The 25651-nt window shown below is 64.6% G+C and carries 21 protein-coding genes; 12 read left to right on the top strand and 9 right to left on the bottom strand.

Annotated features, from left to right (window positions below):
* Positions 1 to 33: 33 nt before the first annotated feature.
* The 3 genes from ACV1FX_RS03675 to ACV1FX_RS03665 form a co-directional block, all read right to left on the bottom strand.
* Positions 34 to 1332, bottom strand: a complete 1299-nt coding sequence (locus tag ACV1FX_RS03675) for an MFS transporter (RefSeq protein WP_473116183.1) — start codon at positions 1330 to 1332, stop codon at positions 34 to 36.
* 108 nt (positions 1333 to 1440) lie between these two features.
* On the bottom strand, positions 1441 to 2631 hold the full coding sequence (locus ACV1FX_RS03670) for an acetyl-CoA C-acyltransferase (RefSeq protein ID WP_473116182.1): 1191 nt from the start codon (positions 2629 to 2631) through the stop codon (positions 1441 to 1443).
* 301 nt (positions 2632 to 2932) lie between these two features.
* The gene (locus tag ACV1FX_RS03665) at positions 2933 to 3703 is read right to left on the bottom strand and encodes an enoyl-CoA hydratase (protein WP_473116181.1); all 771 of its coding nucleotides are present in this window, start codon (positions 3701 to 3703) and stop codon (positions 2933 to 2935) included.
* Positions 3704 to 3860: 157 nt separating this feature from the next.
* On the opposite strand from ACV1FX_RS03665, the gene ACV1FX_RS03660 reads away from it, so the two are divergent.
* Both ACV1FX_RS03660 and ACV1FX_RS03655 read left to right on the top strand, forming a co-directional pair.
* On the top strand, positions 3861 to 4400 hold the full coding sequence (locus tag ACV1FX_RS03660; RefSeq protein WP_473116180.1) for a PaaI family thioesterase: 540 nt from the start codon (positions 3861 to 3863) through the stop codon (positions 4398 to 4400).
* 59 nt (positions 4401 to 4459) lie between these two features.
* Positions 4460 to 5071, top strand: a complete 612-nt coding sequence (locus tag ACV1FX_RS03655; RefSeq protein ID WP_473116179.1) for a TetR/AcrR family transcriptional regulator — start codon at positions 4460 to 4462, stop codon at positions 5069 to 5071.
* A 144-nt stretch (positions 5072 to 5215) separates the two neighbouring features.
* On the opposite strand, the gene ACV1FX_RS03650 is transcribed toward ACV1FX_RS03655, so the two are convergent.
* Positions 5216 to 6124 (bottom strand): LysR family transcriptional regulator, encoded by a 909-nt coding sequence (locus ACV1FX_RS03650; protein WP_473116178.1) that lies wholly within the window; start codon positions 6122 to 6124, stop codon positions 5216 to 5218.
* 103 nt (positions 6125 to 6227) lie between these two features.
* On the opposite strand from ACV1FX_RS03650, the gene ACV1FX_RS03645 reads away from it, so the two are divergent.
* The 8 genes from ACV1FX_RS03645 (at position 6228) to ACV1FX_RS03610 (ending at position 15567) form a co-directional block, all read left to right on the top strand.
* Positions 6228 to 7724 (top strand): CoA-acylating methylmalonate-semialdehyde dehydrogenase, encoded by a 1497-nt coding sequence (locus ACV1FX_RS03645; protein ID WP_473116177.1) that lies wholly within the window; start codon positions 6228 to 6230, stop codon positions 7722 to 7724.
* 121 nt (positions 7725 to 7845) lie between these two features.
* A complete protein-coding gene (locus ACV1FX_RS03640; RefSeq protein WP_473116176.1) occupies positions 7846 to 8991 on the top strand; it encodes an isobutyryl-CoA dehydrogenase in 1146 nt (381 codons plus the stop codon).
* Entirely contained in the window at positions 8988 to 10058 is a 1071-nt protein-coding gene (locus ACV1FX_RS03635) for an enoyl-CoA hydratase/isomerase family protein (RefSeq protein ID WP_473116175.1), read from the top strand. Before ACV1FX_RS03640 ends, ACV1FX_RS03635 begins: the two co-directional genes overlap by 4 nt.
* A gap of 34 nt (positions 10059 to 10092) precedes the next feature.
* A complete protein-coding gene (mmsB, locus tag ACV1FX_RS03630; protein ID WP_473116174.1) occupies positions 10093 to 10980 on the top strand; it encodes a 3-hydroxyisobutyrate dehydrogenase in 888 nt (295 codons plus the stop codon).
* A gap of 131 nt (positions 10981 to 11111) precedes the next feature.
* Positions 11112 to 12830, top strand: a complete 1719-nt coding sequence (locus ACV1FX_RS03625) for an AMP-binding protein (RefSeq protein ID WP_473116173.1) — start codon at positions 11112 to 11114, stop codon at positions 12828 to 12830.
* Between the two features lie 5 nt (positions 12831 to 12835).
* A complete protein-coding gene (locus ACV1FX_RS03620) occupies positions 12836 to 13315 on the top strand; it encodes a MaoC family dehydratase (protein ID WP_473116172.1) in 480 nt (159 codons plus the stop codon).
* 120 nt (positions 13316 to 13435) lie between these two features.
* Positions 13436 to 14353, top strand: a complete 918-nt coding sequence (locus ACV1FX_RS03615; protein WP_473116171.1) for an SDR family NAD(P)-dependent oxidoreductase — start codon at positions 13436 to 13438, stop codon at positions 14351 to 14353.
* Entirely contained in the window at positions 14350 to 15567 is a 1218-nt protein-coding gene (locus ACV1FX_RS03610; RefSeq protein ID WP_473116442.1) for a BaiN/RdsA family NAD(P)/FAD-dependent oxidoreductase, read from the top strand. The genes ACV1FX_RS03615 and ACV1FX_RS03610 overlap by 4 nt, the downstream gene beginning before the upstream one ends.
* A gap of 206 nt (positions 15568 to 15773) precedes the next feature.
* On the opposite strand, the gene ACV1FX_RS03605 is transcribed toward ACV1FX_RS03610, so the two are convergent.
* The 4 genes from ACV1FX_RS03605 to ACV1FX_RS03590 all read right to left on the bottom strand — a co-directional run bounded on the left by ACV1FX_RS03605 (position 15774) and on the right by ACV1FX_RS03590 (position 21831).
* On the bottom strand, positions 15774 to 16853 hold the full coding sequence (locus ACV1FX_RS03605; RefSeq protein ID WP_473116170.1) for a D-TA family PLP-dependent enzyme: 1080 nt from the start codon (positions 16851 to 16853) through the stop codon (positions 15774 to 15776).
* A 64-nt stretch (positions 16854 to 16917) separates the two neighbouring features.
* On the bottom strand, positions 16918 to 18729 hold the full coding sequence (locus tag ACV1FX_RS03600; protein WP_473116169.1) for an ABC-F family ATP-binding cassette domain-containing protein: 1812 nt from the start codon (positions 18727 to 18729) through the stop codon (positions 16918 to 16920).
* Positions 18730 to 18731: 2 nt separating this feature from the next.
* A complete protein-coding gene (locus ACV1FX_RS03595; RefSeq protein ID WP_473116168.1) occupies positions 18732 to 19229 on the bottom strand; it encodes a YaiI/YqxD family protein in 498 nt (165 codons plus the stop codon).
* Positions 19230 to 19461: 232 nt separating this feature from the next.
* Positions 19462 to 21831, bottom strand: a complete 2370-nt coding sequence (locus ACV1FX_RS03590; protein ID WP_473116167.1) for a xanthine dehydrogenase family protein molybdopterin-binding subunit — start codon at positions 21829 to 21831, stop codon at positions 19462 to 19464.
* 214 nt (positions 21832 to 22045) lie between these two features.
* Here ACV1FX_RS03590 and ACV1FX_RS03585 point away from each other — a divergent pair, with 214 nt between their 5' ends.
* Both ACV1FX_RS03585 and ACV1FX_RS03580 read left to right on the top strand, forming a co-directional pair.
* Complete coding sequence (locus ACV1FX_RS03585) at positions 22046 to 23122, top strand: Ppx/GppA phosphatase family protein (protein ID WP_473116166.1); 1077 nt, start codon at positions 22046 to 22048, stop codon at positions 23120 to 23122.
* 1 nt (position 23123) lies between these two features.
* A complete protein-coding gene (locus tag ACV1FX_RS03580; protein WP_473116165.1) occupies positions 23124 to 23804 on the top strand; it encodes an RlmE family RNA methyltransferase in 681 nt (226 codons plus the stop codon).
* Between the two features lie 183 nt (positions 23805 to 23987).
* Here ACV1FX_RS03580 and ACV1FX_RS03575 read toward each other — a convergent pair whose 3' ends face one another.
* Entirely contained in the window at positions 23988 to 25391 is a 1404-nt protein-coding gene (locus ACV1FX_RS03575) for an invasion associated locus B family protein (protein ID WP_473116164.1), read from the bottom strand.
* Positions 25392 to 25651 lie beyond the last annotated feature (260 nt).

Here is a 25651-nt window from a genome sequence, read left to right as displayed (position 1 = left end):
CTCCGGCGGATGGCATGGGCCGCCCGCCCACCACTACTTGCCGGCTGCCAGCGCCATCGCGGGCTTCGGCTGGCGCGCGAGCGCCAGCACGATCAGCGAAGCGAAGATGCAGAGCGCGCCGGCGATGAAGAAGGCAGGCAGGTAGCTCGCCAGCAGCGTTCGCGACAGGCCGGCGCCAAAGGCGGCGGTGCCGGCGCCGAGCTGGTGGCCGGCAAAGATCCAGCCGAACACCAGATTGGCGCGCTCCGGTCCGAACTTCTGCGCTGTCAGCCGTACCGTCGGCGGCACCGTGGCGATCCAGTCGAGTCCGTAGAACATTGCGAAGATAGACAGGCCGTAGAAGGAGAAGTCGCTGAACGGCAGGAACACTAGCGAGAGCCCGCGCAGGCCGTAGTACCAGAACAGGAGGTAGCGGTTGTCGTAACGGTCGGAGAGCCAACCCGACATGATGGTGCCGAAGAAGTCGAAGATGCCCATCGCAGCTAACAGGCTCGCCGCCTGCACCTGCGGGATGCCGTAATCAAGACACATCGGGATCAGGTGCACCTGGACGAGGCCGTTGGTGGAGGCACCGCAGACGAAGAAGGTCGCAAACAGGATCCAGAACGCGCGCGACGTCGAGACGTCGCGCAGCGTGCCGAGCGCAACGGCTGTGATCGGCGCGTGACTCACGGGCGGGGCGGGCAGCGGCTCGGTGCCCTCATCGCCGAACGGGCGCAGGCCAACATCACTGGGGCGGTCGCACATCGCGAGCGCCACCGCGGTCGCGGAGACGCCCAGCATGACGCAGACGAAGGAGAGCGCGAGGCGCCAGCCGAAGCGCTCGGTCAGGCTCGCGAGCAAGGGCAGGAACACGAGCTGTCCCGTGGCGACGCTCGCGGTCATGATGCCGATGACGAGGCCGCGCCGCGCGGCAAACCACCGCGTGGCGATCGTGGCACCCAGCACCAGTGCAGTCATGCCGGTGCCGATGCCGATCACGACGCCCCACAGCAGCATGAGCTGCCAGACCTTAGTCATCCCGAGCGAAGCAACCAGCGCCGAGACGACGATAAGCTGCGCCGTCAGCGTCACGTTGCGCAGGCCGTAGCGGTTGAGCAGGGCGGCTGCGAACGGCGCCATCAGGCCGAACAGAATGAAACGGATCGAGAGCGCGGAGGAAATTTCCGCAGTGCTCCAGCCGAACTCCTTTTGGAGGGGGACGATGAATACGCCGGGCGCGCCGACAGTGCCGGCGCTGATCAGCGCGGCGAGGAAGGTCACGCCGACCATCACCCAGCCGTAGTGGATGTTGTGGCGGCCGAGCACCGCCGCGAGCGAGTTAGAGATCATTGAGCCCCACGTTGGTTAGAAATCTGCGTAGTCTGTTTCAGGTTGCCATCCTGTCACGGATCGCGCGTGTCTAAAATGACAGACTTCCCTTATTTTCGGACACCGGCGTTAGTGCGCAAGCCGCTCAACCGCGATCGCAGTGGCTTCGCCGCCGCCGATGCAGAGCGCCGCGACGCCACGCTTGAGGTTGTGCGCTTCCAGCGCGTGCAGCAGCGTCACGATCAATCGCGCGCCGGTCGCGCCTATGGGATGGCCGAGCGCGCAGGCGCCACCGTTGATGTTCAGCTTGTCGCGGGGAATGCCGAGATCGCGCTGCGCGGCCATCGCCACGACCGCAAACGCCTCGTTGATCTCGAACAGGTCGACCTCGTCGACGCTCCAGTCGACCTTGTCCAGCAGCTTGCGGATCGCCGGGATCGGTGCAGTGGTGAACCATTGCGGCTCCTGGCTGTGTGTGGCGTGGCCCTTGATCTCGGCGAGCACCGGCAGGCCGTTGCGATCGGCAAGTCCGCGCCTCGTCAGTACGAGCGCCGCCGCGCCATCGGCATTGGCCGACGAGGCCGCCGGCGTGATGGTGCCGTTGGCGCGGAACGCCGGCTTCAGGCCAGGGATCTTGGCCGGATCGACCTTCAGCGGATGTTCGTCATTGGCGATGATGCGCGGACCTGTCTTCTCGCTGAGCGTAATCGGTGTGATCTCGGCCTTGAACGCGCCGCTCTCCACGGCCTTGCGCGCGCGGCTCAGCGTCTCGATCGCAAAGGCGTCCTGATCCCTGCGCGTGAACTGATAGGCCTCGGCGGTGGCCTCGCCGAAGTCGCCCATCGAGCGGCCGCTCTCGTAGGCGTCCTCCAGCCCATCCATCATCATGTGGTCGATGATGCGATCATGGCCGGCGCGGTAGCCGCCGCGCGCCTTCGCCAACAGATAGGGCGCATTGCTCATGCTCTCCATGCCGCCGGAGACGACGATATCGGCCGAGCCGGCGCGGATGATGTCGTGCGCCAGCATGGTCGCCTTCATCCCGGATCCGCAGACCTTGTTGACGGTGGTCGCACCGGTCGCATCGGGCAGGCCCGCCGCACGCGCCGCCTGACGGGCCGGCGCCTGGCCCTGGCCCGCGGGCAGGACGCAACCCATGAAGACCTCGTCGACCTTCTCGGGCGCAAGCTTCACGCGCTCCAGCGCCGCGGAGATCACGTGCGAGCCGAGCTTGTGTGCGGCGAGCGGCGACAGTTCGCCCAGGAAGCGACCAAGCGGCGTGCGGGCGGCGGAGACGATGACGACGGGATCGGCGGCCATGGCGGGCTCCCTGGGGGTGTGTTGTAAGATTACAGTCATCATATGATGCGTTGCAAAAAATGCAATCGCGTGCGGCATGAGAAATTGTCGTGCGTGGGATGAGATTTGTTTGGAGTTGGTCGGGCGGACGTGCCTCTAACAACGCCGTCATCACCCGCGAAAGCGAGTGATCCAGTATTCCAGAGGCAGCGCGAGGCTACGGAGAGGCCGCGGCGTACCGGATGCCCCGCTGGAGCCTGTCATCGGGCTCGCCGAAGGCGAGACCCGGTGGCGGGGCATGACACCCGCCTTTGACGCGAGCCTACCGCTTCCGGTTGACGAACTCCTGCATCAGCCGCGTCGGCTCGTCCGTCAGGAACGACTCGCCGAACACCTTGACGCTGAGGTTGACCGACTCGGTCAGCGGCAATTCCTCCCATTGCCGCAGCAGCGCCTTCTGCGACCGCAGCGCCTCGGGGCCGCATGCGAGCAGCGCCTTTACGGTGTGCTCGACCGCCTCGTCGAGCCCGCCGTCCGGAGCGACCTTGTCGACGAGACCCCAGGCCAGCGCCGTTGGGGCATCGATATTTTCCGCCGTCATCACCAGCCAGCGCGCGCGGCCCCAGCCGATCAGGCGCGGCAACAGCGCCGCGTGGATCACCGAGGGGATGCCGACGCGGACCTCCGGCATGCCGAAATGCGCATCATGGCCTGCGATCCGGAAGTCGCAGGCAGCCGCAACCTCGAGCCCGCCGCCGAGGCACCAACCCGGCATCCGCGCGATGATCGGGGCAGGGAAGTTACGGACGGCTTCGCAGAGATCGCGCAGGCGCGAGATGAACGCCTCGGCGGATGCCTGGTCGAGCTTCGCCATTTCCTTGATGTCGGCGCCGCCGATCAGGCTCTTCTCGCTCTGGCCGCGCAGCACGATCACGCGAATGCTGCGCTCGGTGGCGAGGCGCTGCAAGCCCTCACGCATGGCGCCGGTAACCGGCGAGCTCAAGATGTTGAGCGGGCCGGCATTGCAGATCGAGAGATGGACGACGCCGCGTGCATCGCGCGTCACGCCGCAGTGGGCATTGAGCATTTCCATCGTGGGAACTCGAACGTTGGTGGACCCCGGTGCGGGGCGCACGGGTCAGCGTCACTTCCGGTCCGAACGCCGGGCTTGTCAAGGCGTTGGACGCGATCGAGTTGCCAAGGACGAAATCCACCCTATAGTATGACAGTTGTCATATAATGGAGCCGTCATGACTGCATCCGATACGTTCGAGCTATTTTCGCCGACCCTCAAGCGCGAGCGGGTGGTGGGCTGGCAGGCGCCGGGGCCGGTCGCCAAGGCCGCGATGGGACTTTCCGGGATCGAGGTGATGGAGGCGATCCGCGACGGCCGGCTGCCCGGTCCGCCGCTTGCGATGCTGATCGGCTTCACCATCGCGGTGGTGGAGCCGGGCCGGATCGTGATGGAACTGGAGCCGAGGGAGGATCTCGAAAATACCATCGGGCTGCTGCACGGGGCGACCGCCGCGGCGTTGCTCGATACCGCGATGGGCTGCGCGATCACGACCAGGCTGGAGGCCGGCCATAGCTCGGTCACCCTCGATCTGAAGCTGACCTTCCTGCGTCCGCTCTCGGTCCGCTCGGGACTGATCTCGGCCGAAGGCAAGGTAATCAAGCTCGGACGCCAGACCAGCTATACCGAAGGCTTCGTCCGCGACGTCAAGGGCGACCTTGCGGTGCACGCAACCGCGACCTTTGCAATGATAGGCAATAACCTGACAGCGAATTAATGCTCCATTTTTGCATGCGCCGTGTTATTAAATGACCTTCGACATTCAATGAGACCGCTATGCGCTATTCCAGGGAACACAAGCAGGAAACCCACGACCGCATCGTGAGGAAGGCGTCCGTTCGGCTGCGTGAGAAGGGGGCCCACGGCATCGGCGTGGCCGATCTCATGAAGGAGGCCGGCCTGACCCATGGCGGGTTCTATGCCCATTTCGATTCCCGAGAGGCGCTGGTGATCGAGGCCTTTGCCCACGCCATGGACCGCTCGATGGAGCACTGGCGCAAGATGACCGGCGAGGTCGCTCCTGAGAAGCGGCTGGCGCTAATTGCGGACAGCTATCTCTCCGCGCTGCACCGCGACGACCCCGGCCACGGCTGCTCGATCCCCGCGCTCGGGGCCGAGATTGCCCGCGAAAGCCCGAAGACGCGCAAGGCCTTCGCTGGCAAGCTCGATGAGATGATCGAGATGATGACCGATTATATCCCGAACCTGCCGCGCAAGGCCGCGCGCAAGCAGGCGATTGCGACGCTCGCCACGATGGCCGGCACCATGCTGCTGGCGCGGATCGCCGGCTCGAGCGAACTGTCCGACGAGGTGCTGAAGGCGGGCAGGGACACAGCGCTCGACAGCGCGCGCCGCGAGCCGGCGGCGAAGAAGCCGAAGCAGAACTAGGCGGGATGCCGGGTGGGCAAAGGGGCCCTTGCGCCGTGCCCACCGCTTCTATCTCCCCGGCGAGAAAAGAGGTGGGCAGCTTCCGCCTTCGCTCTTCGAGCTACGCCGGACAAGTCGCTTTGCCTACCCTACAAATCCCCCAATTCACCTTCCCGCAAACACCGCCCGGTCGCGCTCCACGATCTCGCAGATGTAATCCGCGACCGCGCGGATCCGCGCGAGATCCTTGCTGTCGGCATGCATCAGCATCCAGAAGGTGCGGGTGATCGAGACCTCCCCAGGCAGCACTGGCCTGAGCTGCGGATAATCGGCCGCCATGAAATGCGGCAGCACCGCGATGCCGAACCCGGCGAGCGTGGCGTTGAGTTGCGCGATCAGATTGGCGCTGCGGAAACGTGCGGATATCTTCGGCGACACCTGTGGCAGATAATCGAGCTCCGGCGTGAACAGCAGTTCCTCGATATAGCCGACAAAGCGATGCTGCGGCAGCGTCTCGCGCGAGGTGATCTTCGGGAAGCGATCGAGATAGGTGGGGGCGGCGTACAGTCCGAGCTGGTAGTCGAGCAGCTTGCGGCCGACGATGCGGCCTTCCTTCGGCAGGGTCAGGCTGATTGCGATATCGGCCTCGCGCTTGGAGAGGCTGAACAGTCGCGCTGTCGCCACGAGTTGCAGATCGAGATCGGGATACCGGTCCACGAAAGGCGCGAGCCGCGGTGCGAGGAATGCAGTGCCGAACCCGTCGGGCGCGCCAATCCGCACCGTGCCGGTCAGCCGGGCAAGTGAGCCACCGACCTGCTCCTGGCTGGCGGCGATGGTCGATTCCATCGCCTCCGCACTGTCGGCGACGCGCTGGCCGGCCTCGGTGAGGAGATAGCCGGTCTTGCGCCGGTCAAACAGCTTGGCGGAGAGGTGCTTCTCCAGCCGATCGACGCGGCGGATGACCGTGGCATGGTCGACGCCGAGCTGTTTGGCCGCAGCCGACACCGAGCCGCCCCGCACGATGGCGAGCACGAAGCGGAAGTCGTCCCAATCGATCGCGCCTTGATCCAGCATTTTCGCACATCTATGGTGCATTATCTCAGACTTGAATCCTATAAAATGCAGGTCGATAGGATTTGTCAAAGCGATCAAGACTCGGTCTCAGGGAGATTAATCCATGCGCGCAATCGGACATTTCATCGGTGGCAAGGAGGTCAAGGGCACCTCGGGCCGCACCGCCGACGTTTTCGAACCGATGACCGGTGACGTTCAGGCCAAGGTGGCTCTGGCGTCAAAAGCGGAAGTTCGTGCAGCCGTCGAGAACGCCCGTGCCGCGCAGCCGGAGTGGGCCGCGACCAACCCGCAGCGCCGCGCTCGCGTCATGATGAAGTTCCTGGAGCTCGTGCAGCGCGACTACGACAAGCTCGCTGAGCTGCTCGCGCGCGAGCATGGCAAGACCGTGCCCGATGCCAAGGGCGACATCCAGCGCGGCCTCGAGGTCGCGGAGTTCGCCTGCGGCATTCCGCACCTGATGAAGGGCGAGTACACCGAAGGCGCCGGTCCCGGCATCGACATCTATTCGCTACGCCAACCGCTCGGCGTCGTCGCCGGCATCACGCCGTTCAATTTCCCGGCGATGATCCCGATGTGGAAGTTCGCACCCGCAATCGCCTGCGGCAATGCCTTCATCCTGAAACCCTCCGAGCGCGATCCCGGCGTGCCGATGCGGCTTGCCGAACTGATGATGGAGGCGGGCCTGCCGGCCGGCATCCTCAACGTCATCAACGGCGACAAGGAAGCGGTCGACGCCATCCTCGACGATCCCGACATCAAGGCCATCGGCTTCGTCGGCTCTACGCCGATTGCGCAATATATCTACGAGCGCGCAGCGCAGACCGGCAAGCGCTGTCAGTGCTTTGGCGGCGCCAAGAACCATGCCATCGTGATGCCCGATGCCGACATGGACCAGACGGTCGATGCGCTGATCGGGGCGGGCTACGGCTCGGCCGGCGAGCGCTGCATGGCGGTCTCCGTGGCGGTGCCCGTCGGCAAGACCACCGCCGACCGCCTGATGGAGAAGCTGATTCCGCGAGTGGAGTCGCTCAAGATCGGAACATCGATCGATCCCTCAGCCGACTACGGTCCGCTGGTGACGCGCGAGGCGGTCGAGAAGGTGAAGAGCTACATCGATATCGGCATCAAGGAGGGCGCGACGCTTGCGGTCGACGGCCGCGGCTTCAAGATGCAGGGCTACGAGAAGGGGTTTTATCTCGGCGGCTCGTTGTTCGACAACGTTACCAAGGACATGCGGATCTACAAGGAAGAGATCTTTGGCCCCGTGCTCTCGGTGGTGCGCGCGCACGACTACAATGAGGCGCTGGCGCTGCCGTCGGATCATGACTACGGCAATGGCGTTGCGATCTTCACCCGTGACGGCGATGCCGCGCGCGACTTCGCGGCCAAGGTGAACGTCGGCATGGTCGGCATCAACGTGCCGATCCCGGTGCCGATCGCCTATTACACCTTCGGCGGCTGGAAGAAATCGGGCTTCGGCGATCTCAACCAGCACGGCCCGGACTCGGTCCGCTTCTACACCAAGACCAAGACGGTGACCTCGCGCTGGCCGTCCGGCGTCAAGGAAGGCGCGGAGTTCTCGATCCCGTTGATGAAGTGACGGTGTAGCCAGCCGTCATTGCGAGCGCAGCGAAGCAATCCAGAGTCTTGCCGCGGCAGGAAGGAATGGATCGCTTCGTCGCTTCGCTCCTCGCAATGACCAGAAGAACGAGCAGCCCACCATGCAGTTCGCTCTGAACGAGGATCAGGTCGCGGTTCGCGACATGGCGTCGGCGTTTGCGGCGGAGAAGATCGCGCCGCACGCGCTGCGCTGGGACGAGGAGAAGCATTTCCCCGTCGACGTGATGCGCGAGGCCGCAAAGCTCGGGATGGGCGGGATCTACATCCGCGACGATGTCGGCGGCTCCGCCATGACGCGGTTCGACGCGGCGCTGATCTTCGAGGCGCTCGCGACGGGCTGTCCGACCACCTCGGCCTTCATCTCCATCCACAACATGGCGTCCTGGATGATCGACGCCTTCGGCAGCGACACCCAGCGCCAGATGTGGCTGCCAAAGCTCTGCACCATGGAGCTGATTGCAAGCTACTGCCTGACCGAACCTGGCGCCGGCTCCGACGCGGCGGCGCTGCGCACCCGCGCGGTGCGTGACGGCGATCATTACGTTCTCGATGGCCAGAAGCAGTTCATCTCGGGCGCTGGCGGTACCGATGTGCTGGTTGCCATGGTACGGACTGGCGGCGATGGTCCCAGCGGAATCTCGACGCTGGTTATCGATGGCAAGACGCCGGGCGTATCGTTCGGCGCCAACGAACGCAAGATGGGCTGGAACGCTCAGCCCACCCGCGCCGTGATCTTCGAGAATGCGCGCGTGCCCGTGGAGAACCGGCTGGGCGATGAGGGCATCGGCTTCAAGATTGCGATGGCCGGCCTCGACGGCGGTCGCCTCAACATCACTGCGTGCTCGCTTGGTGGCGCGCAGGCCGCACTCGACAAGGCGCGTGCCTACATGAAGGAGCGCAAGGCCTTCGGCAAGCGGCTGGACGAATTCCAGGCGCTGCAATTCCGCCTTGCCGACATGGCAATCGAGCTCGAGGCCGCGCGCACCTTCCTGTGGCGTGCTGCGGCTGCGCTCGATCGGAAGGACCCGGATGCCACCATGCTCTGCGCCATGGCAAAGCGCTTCGGCACAGATGTCGGCTTCGAGGTCGCCAACCACGCGCTGCAACTTCACGGCGGCTATGGCTACCTCAGCGAATACGGTATCGAGAAGATCGTGCGCGATTTGCGCGTGCACCAGATTCTCGAGGGCACCAACGAGATCATGCGGCTGATCGTGGCGCGCAAATTGATTGAGGGCGCGCGATGACGGTGGTGGTTGAAAAGGGCGATCTGATCGCACGCCTCGAAGGTGCGGCCGGCGTGATCCGGCTCAACCGGCCCAAGGCGATCAACGCCGTGACGCTGGAGATGTTTCGCGACATCGACAAGGCGCTCGATCGGTTCGAGAGCGATCCCGCCGTCAGCGTGATCCTGCTGGAGGGCGCCGGCGAGCGCGGCCTGTGCGCCGGCGGCGACATCCGATCGCTCTGGGAAAGCTCGAAGGTCGATGGCGATCTCGGCAAGATACTCTGGCGCGAGGAGTACATCCTCAACGCCCGGATCAAGAAATTCCCGAAGCCATATGTGGCCTTCATGGACGGTATCGTGATGGGCGGTGGCGTCGGCCTGTCGGCCCACGCCAGCCATCGTGTCGTCACCGATCGCACCAAGCTTGCGATGCCCGAGGTCGGCCTCGGCTTCTTTCCCGATGTCGGCGGCACCTATCTGTTGTCCCACGCGCCGGGCGAGATCGGCACATTCTTCGGTCTGACCGGTCAGACCATGAACGGGCCGGATGCGATCCATGCGAAGTTTGCCGATGCTGTCGTGCCTGCCGCGAAGCTATCGGAGCTACGCAAGGCGCTAACGAAGGTTCGCCGCGGTGCGACGACCGCCGAGGTGAGCAAGCTCATCGGCAGCTTTGCGACCGACGAGACCGCTGGGCCGGTGGCCGCAAGGCAGTCGACGATCGATGCGCTGTTCGCCTTCGATCGCATGGAAGACATCGTTGCGGCTCTCAAGCGCGACGGCTCCGAATTCGCACAATCCACGCTCAAGACACTCGGCGAAAAATCGCCGCGCGGCATGGTAGTGACGCTGAAGCTGTTGCGGTTGGCGCGGCAGTCGCGCTCGCTGGAAGAATGCCTGGTGCGCGAATATCGCGCGGCGCTGGAGGTCTTCCGCAGCGACGATTTCCGCGAGGGCGTGCGCGCGGCCGTGATCGACAAGGACCGCAATCCGACCTGGTCGCCATCGCGGATCGAGGATGTCACGCCTGACTTGGTTGCGCCGTACTTCGCCGAGATCGGCGCCGACGAGCTGAAATTTAGCTAAAGCAACGAAACGCGCTCAAGCGGAGGAAACGAAGATGGCCACGATCGCATTCATCGGTCTCGGCAACATGGGCGGCCCGATGGCGGCCAATCTGGTCAAGGCCGGTCACAAGGTGGTCGCGTTCGACCTCGTCGAGGCTTCGCGCAACCAGGCTAAGGCCGATGGTGCCAGCATTGCCGAGACCGCGGCCGGTGCCGTGACGGGCGCCGACACCGTCGTCACCATGCTGCCGGCCGGTAAGCATGTGCTCGGCGTCTGGAGCGACGTCGTTCCGGCGATGAGCAAGGGCGCTCTGATCATCGACAGCTCGACCATCGACGTCGAGAGCGCGCGGCAGGCGCATGTTCTGGCCAGCCAGCACGGTGTGCTTTCCGTGGATGCGCCGGTCTCCGGCGGCACCGGCGGCGCCAAGGGCGCGACGCTCACCTTCATGTGTGGCGGCGGCGAGAAGGCCTTTGCCGCGGCAAAACCTGTGCTGGAGAAGATGGGCAAGAAGATCGTGCATTGCGGCGGTGCCGGTGCGGGTCAGGCGGCCAAGATCTGCAACAACATGATCCTCGGCATTTCCATGATCGCGGTGAGCGAAGCCTTTGCGCTCGCCGAGAAGCTCGGGCTCTCGCACCAGGCCTTGTTCGATGTGGCCTCAACCTCGTCGGGCCAATGCTGGTCGCTGACGACCTATTGCCCGGTGCCGGGACCGGTACCGACCTCGCCTGCCAACAACGACTACAAGCCGGGTTTTGCCTCGGCGCTGATGGTGAAGGACCTGACCCTGGCGCAGGACGCTGCGAAGGCCGCTGGCGCTGCGACCCCGCTCGGCAAGCATGCGCAGGAGATCTATCAGTCTTTCGACGCAGCCGGTCACGGCGGGGTAGATTTTTCCGGAATTATCAAGCACGTTCGCAGCCTCGCTGAACGATAGCGAGGCTTTGCTCGTAGCCCGGATGGAGCGAAGCGAAATCCGGGACAGCTTGGGCCAATCGTGGCCGTGCCCGGATTGCGCTTTGCTCCATCCGGGCTACGCTTCGAAGGTCAATTCGACGGGCTCGGACCATGACGACATTTCGGGAAGCGCGGGCGTTTCTGCTGCAACACCGCGCGGATTACGAGACAGCTGTCAGAGGCTTCCGCTGGCCCGATCCGGTTCCCTTCAATTGGGCGCTCGACTGGTTCGATGCTGAGCTGGCACAAAATACCGAGAGCAAGGATCGGCCTGCGCTCTGGATCGTCGATGCCGCGCACGACCGGCAAACGAAACTGTCGTTCGAAACACTGTCGCGCCGCTCCAACCAGGTCGCCAACTTCCTTCGCGCGCAGGGCCTGAAGCGCGGCGACCATCTCCTGCTGCTACTCGGCAATGTGGTGCCGCTCTGGGAAACCATGCTGGCGGCGATGAAGCTTGGCGTCGTCGTGATTCCGGCCACGACGCTGCTCACCGCGGATGAGCTGCGCGACCGCCTCGACCGCGGCAGGGCGAGGGCGGTGGTCGCGGCACAGGATCAGATGGCGAAGTTCGCCAGCATCGGTGCTGACGGTCTCGTTCGCATCGTGGTGGGCGCGGCCTCCGACGGCTGGATCGCCTTTGAAGAGGCTGCAAGAGCTCCCGAGACATTTGCGCCCGATGGCCCCACGAACGCTGACGACCCGATGCTGCTCTATTTCACCTCGGGCACCACGGCAAAGCCAAAGCTCGTGCGGCACAGCCAGCGCAGCTATCCGGTCGGCCACCTTTCCACGATGTATTGGCTGGGCCTGCAGCCCGGCGACGTGCATCTGAACATCTCCTCGCCCGGCTGGGCCAAGCACGCCTGGAGCTGCTTCTTCGCGCCTTGGAATGCCGGCGCCACAGTGTTCGTGGTCAACCAGCCGCGCTTCGACGCCAAGGAGCTGCTCGCCACCATCGGCCGCTGTGGCGTCACCACGCTGTGCGCTCCGCCGACGGTGTGGCGGCTGTTCATCCAGGAGAACCTTGCCGCGTTCAAGGTATCCTTGCGCGAGGCCTGCGGTGCCGGCGAGCCGCTCAATCCTGAGGTCATCGACCAGGTGCGCGCTGCCTGGGGGCTGACGATCCGCGATGGTTACGGCCAGACCGAGACCACGGCGCTTGCGGGCAATTCGCCGGGGCAGCAGGTCAAGATCGGCTCGATGGGCAGGCCGCTGCCGGGCTTTCGCGTGCAGATCAGCGATGCCGACGGCAACCCGGTGAAGGAGGGCGAGGTGACGCTCGTGCTCGGCGACAGCCATCCCGCCGGCCTGATGCAGGGCTATCAAGGCGACGACGGAAAATTATCCGGCGCGGAAGGCGAGCTCTATCGCAGCGGCGACGTGGTTTTCGCGGACGAGGAGGGCTATCTCACCTTCGTCGGCCGCTCCGACGATGTGTTTAAATCCTCCGACTATCGCATCAGCCCGTTCGAGCTCGAGAGCGTGCTGCTCGAGCATGAACTGGTCGCGGAAGCTGCCGTGGTGCCGAGCCCGGATCCGATCCGGCTGGCGATTCCCAAGGCCTTCGTACTGCTGACCTCAGGCGCCGACCGCTCACCGGAGACGGCGCTGTCCATTTTCAAGCACCTCCATACACGCCTTGCGCCGTTCAAGCGCATTCGTCGCATCGAGATCGTTACCGAGCTGCCGAAGACAATCTCTGGAAAAATCCGCCGCGTGCAGCTACGCAGGCTCGAGCGTGATGATAATCGCGACGATCCCCTGCGCGGCCGGGAATTCCGCGAGGAGGACTTTCCCGACCTGCCCAAAGCAAGAAGCGAGACCTGAAACGAATGAATGAAGTCTGGAAGAAGCCGCCGATCACGCTCGAGGCCTATCAGGCCCTCGTTGGCAAGGAGGTCGGCGTGTCCTCGTGGCACCTGATCGACCAGCCGCGCATCGATACCTATGCCGACGTGATCGAAGACCACCAGTTCATCCACGTCGATCCCGAGCGCGCGAAGAAAGAGACCGCGTTCGGTACCACCATCGCGCATGGCTTCCTGACGATGTCGCTGCTGTCGATCATGTCATACGAGGTGATGCCGGTGATCGCCGGCACCACGATGGGCGTCAACTACGGTTTCGACAAGCTGCGCTTCATCTCGCCGGTGCGTGCGGGCAAGCGCGTCCGCGGCCGTTTCGTGCTGGCGGAGGCGAAGCTGCGCAAGCCTACGGAATTGCAGTCCCGCACCAATGTGACGGTGGAGATCGAAGGCGAGGACAAACCGGCGCTCGTCGCCGAGTGGCTGGGGTTGATCTATTTCGCGTAAAGCCGCCCGTCATTGCCGGGCTTGACCCGGCAATCCATCGCTGCTCAAAAGCCTGTCGATTTTGATGGATGGCCGGGTCGAGCCCGGCCACGACGATCTAACTTCCAGGAAGCAACACTCATGGCAATCAGGTTTGACGGACGCGTCGCCATCGTCACCGGTGCGGGCAATGGTCTGGGGCGGGCGCATGCGCTAGGGCTCGCGAGCCGCGGGGCCAAGGTCGTGGTCAACGATTTCGGCGGCGCGCGCGACGGAACGGGAGCTTCGCTGTCGCCGGCAGAGGCCGTCGTCGAGGAGATCCGCAAGGCGGGCGGCACCGCGATGGCCGACGGCGCCGATGTCTCCAGTTTCGAGCAGGTCACTGCGATGGTCGAGCGCGCCACCAAGGAGTGGGGCAGCGTCGATCTGCTCTGCGCCAACGCCGGCATCCTGCGCGACAAGTCGTTCGGCAAGATGGAAGCGGCCGACTTCCAGAAAGTGCTCGACGTGCATCTCGTCGGCACCTTCTACTGCTGCAAGGCGGTGTGGGCCGGCATGCGCGATCGCAACTACGGCCGCATCGTGCTGACGACGTCGTCCTCCGGACTCTATGGCAATTTCGGACAGGCCAATTACGGCGCGGCGAAATCCGGCATGGTCGGCCTGATGAACGTGCTCGCGGAAGAGGGCCGCAAGACAGACATCCGCGTCAACATCATCTCGCCGACGGCCGCCACCCGCATGACCGAAGAGCTGCTGCCGCCGCAGGCGCTGCAACTGATGAGGCCGGAGGCAATCACGCCGGCGGTCGAATACATGCTCAGCGAGGACGCCCCGACACGTACCATCATGGGCGCCGGCGCCGGCTCGTTTGCGGTAATCAGGATCATCGAGAGCGAGGGCATCAATCTGCCGCAGTCGGACTGGACGCCCGATGCGATCGCCGCGCATTTCGCGGAGATCAGCGATATGTCGAAGGCCAGGGCATTGCAGGGCGCCTTCGAGCAGACGCAGAAATATGTCGCGCAAGCGGCGGCACGTGCCGGGGTAAAACTCTGACCAACGTCGCTGTCATCGGCGCCGGTCCCGCCGGGCTGATGGCGGCGGAGGTGTTGGCAGCGGGCGGCGCTGCCGTCACCGTATACGACGCCATGCCGTCCGCGGGGCGCAAATTCCTGATGGCCGGCCGTGGTGGGCTCAACCTCACGCATAGCGAGCCGCTGCTGCAGTTCATGGCGCGCTACCACGAGGCGGCGCCGAAACTTCAAGCCGCAATCGATGCGTTTCCGCCGGCCGGCTTGCGTGAATGGTGCGAGGCGCTGGGCGAGCCGACTTTCGTCGGCAGCAGCGGGCGTGTGTTTCCCAAGGCGTTCAAGGCCTCACCCTTGCTGCGGGCCTGGCTGCGCCGGCTCGATGCGGCCGGTGTCACGTTTGCATTCCGCCACCGCTGGACCGGATGGGACGACGAGGGGCGGCTGATGTTTCTGACGGCCAACGGCCCTTCAGCCATCGACGCTACGGCGACCGTGCTCGCGCTCGGCGGCGCAAGCTGGCCGCGGCTGGGTTCCGACGGCGGGTGGACCAAATTGCTCGCCGGGAGGGGCGTGGCGATCTCGCCGCTGCGGCCCGCGAATTGCGGCTTCACCGTCGCCTGGTCCGATGTGTTCCGCACGCGCTTCGAAGGCCAGCCGCTGAAAGGTATCGCCCTCGTCTTCGGCGGACACACGGTGCGCGGCGAGGCAATCATTACGCATGCCGGCATCGAAGGTGGTGCTATCTATGCGCTGTCGGCCGAATTGCGCGAGGCGGTTGCGGCGAGCGGCGAGGCGAAGTTGCAAATCGCGCTTCGGCCTGATCTCGACAAGACCGATCTGGTCAGGCGCTTGTCAGCGCCGCGCGGAAAGCAATCGCTGTCCAACTTCCTGCGCAAATCGGTGCAGCTATCGCCAGTCGCGGTCGGGCTCGTGCAGGAGGCCGCGATCGGTGCGGGGCTAACCCTGTCCGCGCTCGCGCCGGCTCAGCTCGCCGAGCTGATCAACGCCGTGCCGATCAAGCTCACCGGCGTAGCTCCAATCGCGCGCGCCATTTCAAGTGCCGGCGGCATCTCCTTGGATGAGCTCGATGCCGATTTCATGCTCCGAAAGCTGCCTGGCGTCTTCGCGGCTGGCGAGATGCTGGATTGGGAAGCGCCGACTGGGGGCTATCTGTTGCAGGCGTCGTTTGCGACCGGCGTTGCTGCGGGGCGGGGCGTGTTGAAGTGGCTCGCTGCCTAACCATCGTCATTGCGACCGCAGCGAGGCAATCCAGAATTCCTCCGCGGTGTCAGTCCGGATTGCCTCGTCGCTTCGTTTCTCGCACTGACGCAAAATCGTAGGGTCGGCAAAGCGGAGCGTGCCCACCTCTTCTGTCGCAATCCTTGAAAGATGGTGGGCACGGCGCTGTGCGCCTTTGCCCACCCACGGTAGAATCCCTATGCGCGCTACCGCAGCTTCCCCCGTGCAGCCACCGGCAGCGTGCCGATGATTTCATCGCCGCGCACCATCACGACCTCATCCATCATGTTGACGACGACGCAGACGTGGTTCGGCACGATGCGCACGATGTCGCCGACATTGGGCCGGGTGTTGCTGCGGGAGAGGTCAAGGAAGCCATGCTCCTCGGCGAAGCGCGCGATCTTGGCTTCGGGGTGTTCGAGGATCAGGCCGTGGCCGTCGAGCCCGCCGGTGTCCGAGGTCAGCGTCTTCGAGCCGGCATCGAGGATGCCACGTTCGGGCGCGGCGCGGCTGACGACCGTCGAATAGATATGCAGCGCGCAGTCGTCCCAAGTGGCGACGCCGGCTGCGACCTGCATGCGATCGTTGTAGATGTAGGTGCCGAAGCGGTGCTCGGTGCCGCCCTTGAGCTTGCCGATATTGACGAGGTTCGGCGTGCCGCCGGTCGAGACGATCGTGGCCTCCAACCCATGCACGCGCACGCCGGCCAGCGCCTCGTCGTAGAACTTCTGCGCATCGTCCCAGCCGGTCTCGGTCGGATACATCATGAAGCCGGCGAATTGCAGTCCCTTGGAGGCCGCGATTTCGCGCGCCAACGCAATCGCCTCGGCCGGCGTCTCGACGCCGGCGCGCTTGCGTCCTGTGTCGCATTCGACCACCACCGACAGGGGCCGGCCTGACGCCGCCGCAGCCTTCGGCAGGCCGGCAACCACGGTGGAGTTGTCGGCCGCGACCGTCATCTTGGCCTTGGCCTGCAGCGCTCCCAGGCGCGCCATCTTCTCTTCGCCGAGCAGGTTGTAGCTGATCAGGATGTTGTCGATGCCGGCATTGGCCATGATCTCGGCCTCGCCGAGCTTCTGGCAGGTGATGCCTTTTGCGCCGGCGGCGACCTGCATCTTCGCCAGAGTCGGGTTCTTGTGCGTCTTGATATGCGGCCGGTGGGCAACGCCGGCGTCATCGCAAGCCTTCTGGATGCGCGCGATATTGCGCTCGACCTTGTCCATGTCGATGACGGCACAGGGCGTGCCATATTCACGGGCGATCTTGGCGGCGAGGGGCGTGGTCATGGGAGTCCCTTAGTTGGCGCGCATTCTGATCGCAAAGCCGGTGCCCACTTTTGCGGAATACGCGCTATGCCTGTTCAATCTCTTCGCGGAGCATTTCAAGTTCAAGCCAGCGTTCTTCGGCGGCGGAAAGTTCGTCATGCGCCTTGGCGATCGCGGCAGATGTATTGTCGAATTTCTTGCGGTCCTTGGCGTAGAGACCGGGATCGTCGAGCACCTGCTGCAATTTCGCGATGTCAGCGTGCAGGCTCTCGATCTTCTTCGGCAGCGTTTCCAGTGCATGCTTCTCGTTGAAGCTTAAGCGCCGTTTTGGCGCGGATGTAGGGGCGGCGGGGCGCTCTTCTTTCTTCTCCGCGGGAACCTGCGCCTTCACCGTCTCGCGCTTCAGGTCGGCGCCGCGCTGCGCCAGCATGTCACTGTAGCCGCCGGCATATTCGATCCATTTGCCGTTGCCCTCGGGCGCGATCACCGATGTCACGACGCGGTCGAGGAAGTCGCGGTCGTGGCTGATCAGGATCACCGTGCCCTCGTAATCGCCGAGCATCTCCTCGAGCACATCGAGCGTCTCGAGGTCGAGATCGTTGGTCGGCTCGTCCAGCACCAGAAGGTTCGATGGCTTTGCCAGCGCGCGCGCCAGCATCAGCCGGCCGCGCTCGCCGCCCGACAGAACTTCCAGCGGCGTGCCGCGCTGCTCCTGCGCGAACAGAAAGTCCTTCATGTAGCCGACGACATGCTTCGGCTTGCCGCCGACCATGACGTGATCGCCACGGCCGCCGGTGAGGGCCTCGGCGAGCGTCGATTTGGGATCGAGGCTTTCGCGGTGCTGGTCGAGCGTCGCCATCTCCAGATTGGCGCCCAGCCTCAAAGTGCCGGAATCCGGCTCTGTCCCGCCGGTCAAAAGATTGACCAGCGTGGTCTTGCCGGCGCCGTTCGGCCCGATGATGCCGAGCCGGTCGCCGCGCTGGATGCGGGTGGAGAAATTCTCGACGATCCTGCGCTCACCATAGGCCTTGGTGATGCCCTTCGCCTCGATCACCAGTTTGCCCGAGGCTTCCGCTTCCGCGGCGGCGAGGTTGGCGCTGCCGGCGGTGCCGCGATAGTTGCGTCGCTGTGCACGCAGCGCATGCAGATTGGCGAGCCGCTTGACGTTGCGCTTGCGCCGGCCAGAGACCCCGTGGCGCAGCCAGTGCTCCTCGTCGACGATCTTGCGGTCGAGCTTGTGCTGGTCGCGCTCTTCTTCCGCCAGCACCTCGTCGCGCCAGCCCTCGAACGAGGCAAAACCGCGATCGATCTGCTTGATCCTGCCGCGATCGAGCCAGGCGGTCGAGCGCGAGAGATTGGAGAGGAAGCGGCGGTCGTGGCTGATGAGCACCAGCGCGCTGCGCCGGCTGTCGAGCTCCTGCTCCAGCCATTCGATGGTGGTGAGGTCGAGATGGTTGGTCGGCTCGTCCAGCAACAGGATATCGGGCGAGGGCGCCAGCACCCGCGCCAGCGCCGCGCGGCGGGCCTCGCCGCCCGAGAGATTCGCCGGATTCTCCTCGCCGGTAAGCCCGAGCTGTTCCAGCAGATAGTGTGCCTGATGCTGGTCGTCGCCGGGCGCGAGCCCGGCCTCGACATAGGCGAGCGTCGTCGCGTGAGTGTCGAAATCCGGCTCCTGAGGCAGATAGCGGATCGTCGCACCAGGTTGGACAAAACGCGTGCCACCGTCCGGCTCGACGAGGCCGGCCGCGATCTTGAGCAGCGTCGATTTGCCGGAGCCGTTACGGCCGATCAGGCAGACGCGCTCGCTTGGCGCGACGTTGAGCTCGACGCTCGTGAGCAGCGGCGTGCCGCCGAAGGTGAGGCGGATGTCTTTCAGCTGGATCAGCGGCGGCGCCATGATCAGCCTTTGACCGTTGCGGCCTGCTCGGCGCGGCGGCGCTGGATGCGGCGGATGGTCTGGTCGAGCGCGGACAGGAATGCGGAACGATCGCGCGGCGCGAACGATCTCGGGCCGCCGGTGACTTCTCCAGCCGAGCGCAGATCCGTCATCAGGTTGCGCACGGCAAGCGTCATGCCGATCGACTCCTCGGTGAACGGCTTGCCGTTCGGCGCGATGACGTCGGCCCCCGCCTTCACGCAGCGGCTCGCAAGCGGGATGTCGGCGGTGATCACGATATCGCCGTCACCGGCCCGCTCCGCGATCCAGTTGTCGGCCGCGTCCATCCCCGCGCCCGCGGCGATGCGCTCGATCAGTGGGTCCTGCGGCACGCGGATGAAATTGCCCGCGACCACGCTCACGGGCACGCCATGCCTGACAGCGACGCGATAGATCTCGTCCTTGACCGGACAGGCGTCGGCGTCGACATAGATGCGGGGTGTGGCTGGGAGGCTCGTCATTCGCCGCGTGGTACCGCATTCGCCGTCCAAAGGCGAGGGGATTGACCGGGGTTCCTGCACTCGCTGTCATGCCGCGCCACCGGGTCTCGCCTTCGGCGAGCCCGATGACAGGCTCCAGCGGGGCATAACAGTACGCCGCGGCTTCTCCGTATTCGTCGCTGTCTCTGGAATACTGGATCACCCGCTTTCGCGGGTGATGACAGCGGAGGGTAAGGAGGCGGCGTTGCGCCCCTTACGCCGCGCCCTTCGCATCCTGGATCGCCCGCCACACGCGCTCCGGCGTCAGCGGCATGTCGATGTGCTTGATGCCGTAGTCGGACAGAGCATCCACCACCGCATTGACCACCGTCGACAGGCTGCCGGCGCAGCCTGCCTCGCCGCAGCCCTTGGTGCCGAGCGGATTGCTCTTGGCCGGCACCGGGTGATCGCCGACGCTCATGAACGGCACGTCTTCCGCGCGCGGCAGCGCGTAGTCCATCAGCGATCCCGTGATCGGCTGACCGCTGTCGTCGTAGCGGACATGCTCCATCAGCGCCTGACCGATGCCCTGGACGACGCCGCCGTGGAGCTGGCCCTCGACCAGCATCGGATTGATCACCGTACCGAAATCGTTCACGGCGCTGTAGCGAACGATCTGCACCACGCCGGTATCCGGATCGATCTCGACCTCGGCGACATGGCAGCCGTTCGGGAAGGCGGAGGGTACCGGCTCTGTGGTGTGATCGACGTCGAGCGAGGAGGGCACGCCCTCGGGCACCTTGCCATCATGCAGGCGCTTGGCCAGGTCCATGATGTTGATGCTGCGGTCGGTGCCGGCGATGGTGAAGCGGCCGTCGGAAAACTCGATGTCGGCCTCGGACGCCTCCATGAGATGCGCCGCGGCGCGCCTGCCCTTCTCGATGACGAGGCGGGAGGATTCCACGATCGCCATGCCGCTGGCGGTGATCGAGCGCGAGCCGCCGGTGCCGTTGCCGGTGTGGACGATATCGCTGTCGCCCTGCACGAGCTTCACGCTCTCGAAGGGCACACCGAGCTCCGCGCACAGCACCTGCGTGAACGGCGTCGCGTGGCCCTGGCCGTAGTCGAGCGTGCCGGTGATGAGCCGCACCGTACCATCGGGATCGAACACGATCTTGCCGAGCTCGACGCCGGGAGGGGCGGTGACCTCGAGATAGGAGCCGATGGCGATGCCGCGCAGCTTGCCGCTCTTCTTGCTCTCCTTCTTGCGCTTGGAGAAGCTCTCATAGTCCGACAGCTCCAGCGCCTTGTTGAACACGGCCTGGAAGTCGCCGCTGTCATAGGTCACGCCGGAGGAGGCAGGGAACGGCATCTGGTTCGGCTTGATGAAGTTGCGCTTGCGCAGGGTCAGCCGGCTGATGCCCATCTCGTCGGCGGCGCGGTCGATCAGCCGCTCCATGTAGTAGTTCGCTTCGGGGCGGCCGGCGCCGCGATAGGCGCCCATCAGCGTGGTGTTGGTCAACACCGTCTTGATGTCGATCGCCATCAGCGGCGTGCGGTAGACACTGGCGAAATTCTTGCCGGTGTTGAGCGAGAGCGGGCTCGGCGCGACGCCGGTGATGTAGGCGCCGAGATTGCCGTAGCCGGACAGTTTGGCCGCGAGGAAATGCCCCTCGGCATCGAGTGCCAGCTCGGCGTGGATCTTCTGGGCGCGGCCGTGGCTGTCGGAAAGAAAGCTCGTCGAGCGCTCGTCGGTCCACTTCACGGGACGGCCCAGCGTCTTCGCCGCAAACAGGATGCACATGTATTCGGGGTAGTTGATGTTCTTCATGCCGAAGGAGCCGCCGACATTGGCGGTGAGGATGCGCACCTTCTCGTTCGGCACTTTCAGGTTCTTGGCGAGATTGGCGCGATTGCCCGAAACGCCCTGCGTCGGCACCTGCAGGGTGTAGCGTTCGGTCTTCTTGTCGTAGGAGGCGAGCCCGACGCGGGGCTCCATCGAGACCACGGCGACGCGGGTGTTCTCGATGTCGAGCCTCGTCACATGCGCGGCGCTGGCGAAAGCCGCCTCGACCTTCTCGGCGTCGCCAAAGTGATAGTCTAGCGCGACGTTGCTCGGGATGTGGTCGTAAAGCTGCGGCGCGCCGGCCTGCGCGGCCTCCTCGGGATCAGTGACCGCGGGCAGGGGCTCGATGTCGGCCTCCACGGCCTCAGCGGCGTCGCGGGCCTGCGCCAGCGTCTCCGCCACCACGAAGGCGATAGGATCGCCGACGAAGCGGACCTTGTCGGTCGCAAGCGGCTGGCGGTTGGTCTGGAGCAGTGGCGAGCCGTCGCGGTTCTTCAGCGGCAAGCCGCAGGTGAAGGGGCCGTGGCCGGCGGCGTTAAGGTCGGTCCCGGTCCACACGCCCAGCACGCCCGGCATCGCCCTGGCGGCCTCGGTGCCGATGCCGCGGATCACGCCATGAGCGTGGGTCGAGCGAACGATCACGGCATAGGCCTGGCCGGGCAGGTTGAAATCGTCGGTATAGCGGCCCATGCCGCGCACCAGCGTGTCGTCCTCCTTGCGCCGGACCGGCTGTCCGACGCCGTATTTTTGCAGTGCAATAGCGTTTTCGAGCGAGGACGATTTGGTGTGTTCTTGCATGGAAATGACCTGAAAAGCCGGCTTTTGCGCGGGTTTCGCGGGCGACGGAAGGCCCGGACCCCGTTCAGATAACGCACGGGCCCGTTCACGACAACGCACGAATAGGCATGGTCCCATTGTGATGGGTTGTTGCGCGAGGCCCTAGCGCTGCTAAAGTTTCCCGCGAAAAAGCAATTCCGGATCGGCCCTTTCGGGCCGTGGAAAGACCGTTTGTATGAATGACCACACGCGGCTCCGCGACGGCCTTGCGCCGCACGGAGAAGTGGGGGCGATGGCCACGGCGGCGCTCGCCGTCGCACCGGCCGTCCCTGCGCAAATGTCGGGAACCGGCGTCTATGCGGCGCTGGACCTCGGCACCAATAACTGCCGATTGCTGATCGCCTGTCCGACCAGCGACGGGTTTCGCGTCGTCGATTCCTTCTCGCGCATCATTCGGCTCGGCGAGGGCGTCTCGGCCACCGGCTGCATCAGCGAGGCCGCGATCGAGCGCGCCATCGCGGCGCTCAGCATCTGCCGCGACAAGATCGAGCTGCGTAAAGCGCGGCGGCTGCGGTTGATCGCCACCGAGGCCTGCCGCGCCGCGTCGAACGCCGAGGGTTTCCGCAGCCGGGTTGCCGCCGAGACCGGCATCGAACTCGAGGTGATCGACCGTGAGACCGAGGCCGCGCTCGCCGTGCTCGGCTGCTCGCCGCTGGTCGACCCCAGGGGACGCGGCGCGATCCTGTTCGACATCGGCGGCGGCTCGACCGAGCTGGTGCGGATCGAGCGCGACCCGGCCGACGGGAATCCCCAGCCGCGCATAAAGGCCTGGATGTCGATCCCGCTCGGTGTCGTCACGCTTGCCGAGCAATTCGGCGGCCGCGACGTAACGCGCGAGATCTACGCGGCGATGGAACAAGAGGTCGCGCGGCATGTCGCGCCCTTTGCCGAGGAGCATGGCCGCGATCTTGCCGATATGCATCTGCTGGGCACATCGGGCACGGTGACGACGCTTGCCGGCATTCACCTCAACCTTGCGCGCTACGACCGACGCCGCATCGACAGCATCTGGATGAACGATGCCGACATCACGGCAACCATCAACAGGTTGCTCGGCATGAGCTATGAGGAGCGCGCGAACAACAATTGCATCAGCGTCGAGCGCGCCGATCTCGTGCTCGCCGGCTGCGCCATCCTCGATGCCATCCGCCGGGCGTTCCCGCTGCAGCGCTTGCGCGTCGCCGATCGGGGCCTGCGTGAGGGCATGCTGGTCGAGATGATGCGCGAAGACGGCGCGCTCAGGAGCTGGTGAGATGGCGAAAGACACCACCGGCCGCTTGCACGTCCAGGTCAAGACCGGCGGCAAGCGCAAGCTGTCGTCGAAGCTGTGGCTCGAGCGCCAGCTCAACGATCCCTATGTCGCAAAGGCCAAGGCGGCGGGCTATCGTTCGCGCGCCGCGTTCAAGCTGCTCGAGATCGACGACAAATTCCGCCTTCTCAAGCCCGGCATGGCCGTGGTCGATCTCGGCGCCGCGCCCGGCGGCTGGAGCCAGATCGCAGCCAAGCGCGTCGGCTCCGTCGACGGCAAGGGCAAGGTCGTCGCGATCGATCTGTTGGAAATGCCGGAAATCCCGGGCGTCGACTTTGCGCAGCTCGACTTCATGGACAACGCGGCGCCGGACAAGCTGACCGCCATGCTGGGCGGAGGCGCCGACATCGTGATGTCCGACATGGCCGCCAACACCACGGGCCACCGCAAGACCGACCAGCTCCGCATCGTCGGCCTCGTCGAGACCGCGGCGGCCTTTGCCTGCGACGTGCTGAAGCCCGGCGGGACGTTTCTGGCAAAGACGTTTCAGAGCGGCGCCGACGCCGACCTGCTCGCCCAGCTCAAGCGCGATTTTGCAACGGTGCGCCACGTGAAGCCGGCGGCGAGTAGGCAGGATTCGTCGGAGCGTTACGTGCTGGCGACGGGGTTTCGGGGCGGTAACTAGGGCGCGACCGTCATTCGCGAACACCGCTTGTGGCTATCGGCGGAGTAGCGGACAGACTTCATTGAGATCCGCTCAGCGGGGCATAGCAGACCAGATTTGCTTACGTTGAGTTCTTCGTGTTTTGACCCGAGCGAGGACAGATCTACGGTCGTTAGCCCACTCTTTCAGACACCCGAAAACGGCTCATTCCTGATCCATGCCGAAGTCAAACGTCTCTGCGGGTGCTCCCTTCCGAACGGCGCCAAATTGATCGAGCGATAGCGTCAACGTGACGGATGAAGAGTTCAGGTCCGCAAGTTCGAGATTCAACTGCTTTCCGGAGTCTAGCTTTGCGATCAGGTCAGAGTTCGCAGGGGCAGCCGCAATGCAGATGTTGGTCAGACACCAATTGAAAGGAAACTGGGTCGGGGGTCCCTGATCCACGCTGACTTTGACGCCGTTTTGCAGGTTCGCCCCTTGTGGAACGAAAAGTTGCATGCGAGCGGCGCCGTCCGCGCGCCGGATCAGATCGACTCTGGTCACGACCTGACCAAGCTCGTCGGTACCGGTCGATGTCGTACGGCAGATCGCAGTCCCATCACTGGAATTGAAACAGAGCTTTCTCCAAGCCGAGTATTGAATCGTTTGAGGTAGGCGCACTCTCGGAGCTTTTGCCTGTAACTCCGCACCAGAACGGGTGCTGCCCATTTGTTGCTGCGCGCTGCTCGTTGCTGAATGCTTCTCAAGAAATTGGCTTACCAGCGGAGACCAGATGGGTACTGCGTCGGGGGAATCGATCATGAAATGGCCGTCGCCTCCGAATGCTGGCAGCACGCGATATTCGGCGTTTCCTCCCGCCGCCACGAAGGCGTCATGCATCCGCTTCGTCAGCTCTGGCCCGAAATAGGTGTCGTTCTCTGCGTATAACCATAGCATCGGTACTCGTGCCGAACGACCAAACTCGCTTGTAGCTGCGACGAGTTTATCGGGAGCACAGTTGTTGTTCGGTTTGCCATCTACTCTCCCTCCGCGTCCTGCCGCAAAGGTAACGACCGCTTGAACTGACGATGGGTTCAGACTCGCGAGAGCAATCGATCCCCATCCACCGCCGGACTGACCAACCACGACGACCTTGCCGGGCTGAATCGCCTTCTTCTTGCTCATGTAATCGATGACCCACTCATTCATGGTGGCGATGGCAAGTCCCGGGCCTTTGAAGTTCGGATTGTTGCAGGTACCGATGTGCGCAAAGACCGCTCCGTAGAGCCCCTGATCTTTGTCATCCAGGCTACTGGCTCCATATCTCACCGGTGATATGACAAAATAGCCGCGGCTCGCGAACCACCGTGCTGCCGCGCGGTACTCGATGGTTGGGAACATCGTCCGTTCCTGAAGGCCGAGCGCAATTCCGTGATTCATGATCACAAGAGGAAATGGGCCATCGCCGATCGGCCTTACCACGAAAGCCAGCATCGGAAGTGGGAAGGGGAGCGCCCAGATTTCCTCTTGGATCGTTGGCGCTGCAGCCACATCTTCCGCAACGGCCCGGGAATAAAGAGCCGGTGGAGATGCCAACAAGGTCAGCGCAATCAGAAGGCGCTTCAGCATCTTCCTACTCCGTTCTCAACGACCGATTGCCGCAGAAGATCGTGGTTGTTCTATCGCTCAGTTGGTCATTTGGAGGCTAGGTAGCCGTGCTATGAGCCGTTTGATATAGATCAAGCCCAAACCTGCGGCCCGCGTACCCTCAGCCTTGGCAATTAGCAGTTTCGTCTTCGTCCCTTCCGAGAGGCAGCCAGGGTTACCGTGGATCTCCTGTTGGCCCGTCACCGAAGTGGCGGCACGCTTCATTGAGGCCCGTTCAACGG

The organism is Bradyrhizobium ingae (assembly GCF_055791185.1).
Note: the sequence above shows the minus strand (reverse complement) of the source record. Positions and strands in the feature narration are given on the sequence as shown.

Bases quoted from the DNA above. Each gene is read 5' to 3' on its own strand.
- ACV1FX_RS03580 (WP_473116165.1), top strand. From the start codon at position 23,124: ATGGCGAAAGACACCACCGGCCGCTTGCACGTCCAGGTCAAGACCGGC.
- ACV1FX_RS03665 (WP_473116181.1), bottom strand. From the start codon at position 3,703: ATGGAAATGCTCAATGCCCACTGCGGCGTGACGCGCGATGCACGCGGC.
- ACV1FX_RS03670 (WP_473116182.1), bottom strand. From the start codon at position 2,631: ATGGCCGCCGATCCCGTCGTCATCGTCTCCGCCGCCCGCACGCCGCTT.
- ACV1FX_RS03600 (WP_473116169.1), bottom strand. From the start codon at position 18,729: ATGGCGCCGCCGCTGATCCAGCTGAAAGACATCCGCCTCACCTTCGGC.
- ACV1FX_RS03675 (WP_473116183.1), bottom strand. From the start codon at position 1,332: ATGATCTCTAACTCGCTCGCGGCGGTGCTCGGCCGCCACAACATCCAC.
- ACV1FX_RS03605 (WP_473116170.1), bottom strand. From the start codon at position 16,853: ATGACCACGCCCCTCGCCGCCAAGATCGCCCGTGAATATGGCACGCCC.
- ACV1FX_RS03625 (WP_473116173.1), top strand. From the start codon at position 11,112: ATGACGACATTTCGGGAAGCGCGGGCGTTTCTGCTGCAACACCGCGCG.
- ACV1FX_RS03575 (WP_473116164.1), bottom strand. From the start codon at position 25,391: ATGCTGAAGCGCCTTCTGATTGCGCTGACCTTGTTGGCATCTCCACCG.
- ACV1FX_RS03590 (WP_473116167.1), bottom strand. From the start codon at position 21,831: ATGCAAGAACACACCAAATCGTCCTCGCTCGAAAACGCTATTGCACTG.
- ACV1FX_RS03650 (WP_473116178.1), bottom strand. From the start codon at position 6,124: ATGCTGGATCAAGGCGCGATCGATTGGGACGACTTCCGCTTCGTGCTC.
- ACV1FX_RS03615 (WP_473116171.1), top strand. From the start codon at position 13,436: ATGGCAATCAGGTTTGACGGACGCGTCGCCATCGTCACCGGTGCGGGC.
- ACV1FX_RS03585 (WP_473116166.1), top strand. From the start codon at position 22,046: ATGAATGACCACACGCGGCTCCGCGACGGCCTTGCGCCGCACGGAGAA.
- ACV1FX_RS03640 (WP_473116176.1), top strand. From the start codon at position 7,846: ATGCAGTTCGCTCTGAACGAGGATCAGGTCGCGGTTCGCGACATGGCG.
- ACV1FX_RS03645 (WP_473116177.1), top strand. From the start codon at position 6,228: ATGCGCGCAATCGGACATTTCATCGGTGGCAAGGAGGTCAAGGGCACC.
- ACV1FX_RS03595 (WP_473116168.1), bottom strand. From the start codon at position 19,229: ATGACGAGCCTCCCAGCCACACCCCGCATCTATGTCGACGCCGACGCC.
- ACV1FX_RS03655 (WP_473116179.1), top strand. From the start codon at position 4,460: ATGCGCTATTCCAGGGAACACAAGCAGGAAACCCACGACCGCATCGTG.
- ACV1FX_RS03620 (WP_473116172.1), top strand. From the start codon at position 12,836: ATGAATGAAGTCTGGAAGAAGCCGCCGATCACGCTCGAGGCCTATCAG.
- ACV1FX_RS03635 (WP_473116175.1), top strand. From the start codon at position 8,988: ATGACGGTGGTGGTTGAAAAGGGCGATCTGATCGCACGCCTCGAAGGT.
- ACV1FX_RS03660 (WP_473116180.1), top strand. From the start codon at position 3,861: ATGACTGCATCCGATACGTTCGAGCTATTTTCGCCGACCCTCAAGCGC.
- mmsB (WP_473116174.1), top strand. From the start codon at position 10,093: ATGGCCACGATCGCATTCATCGGTCTCGGCAACATGGGCGGCCCGATG.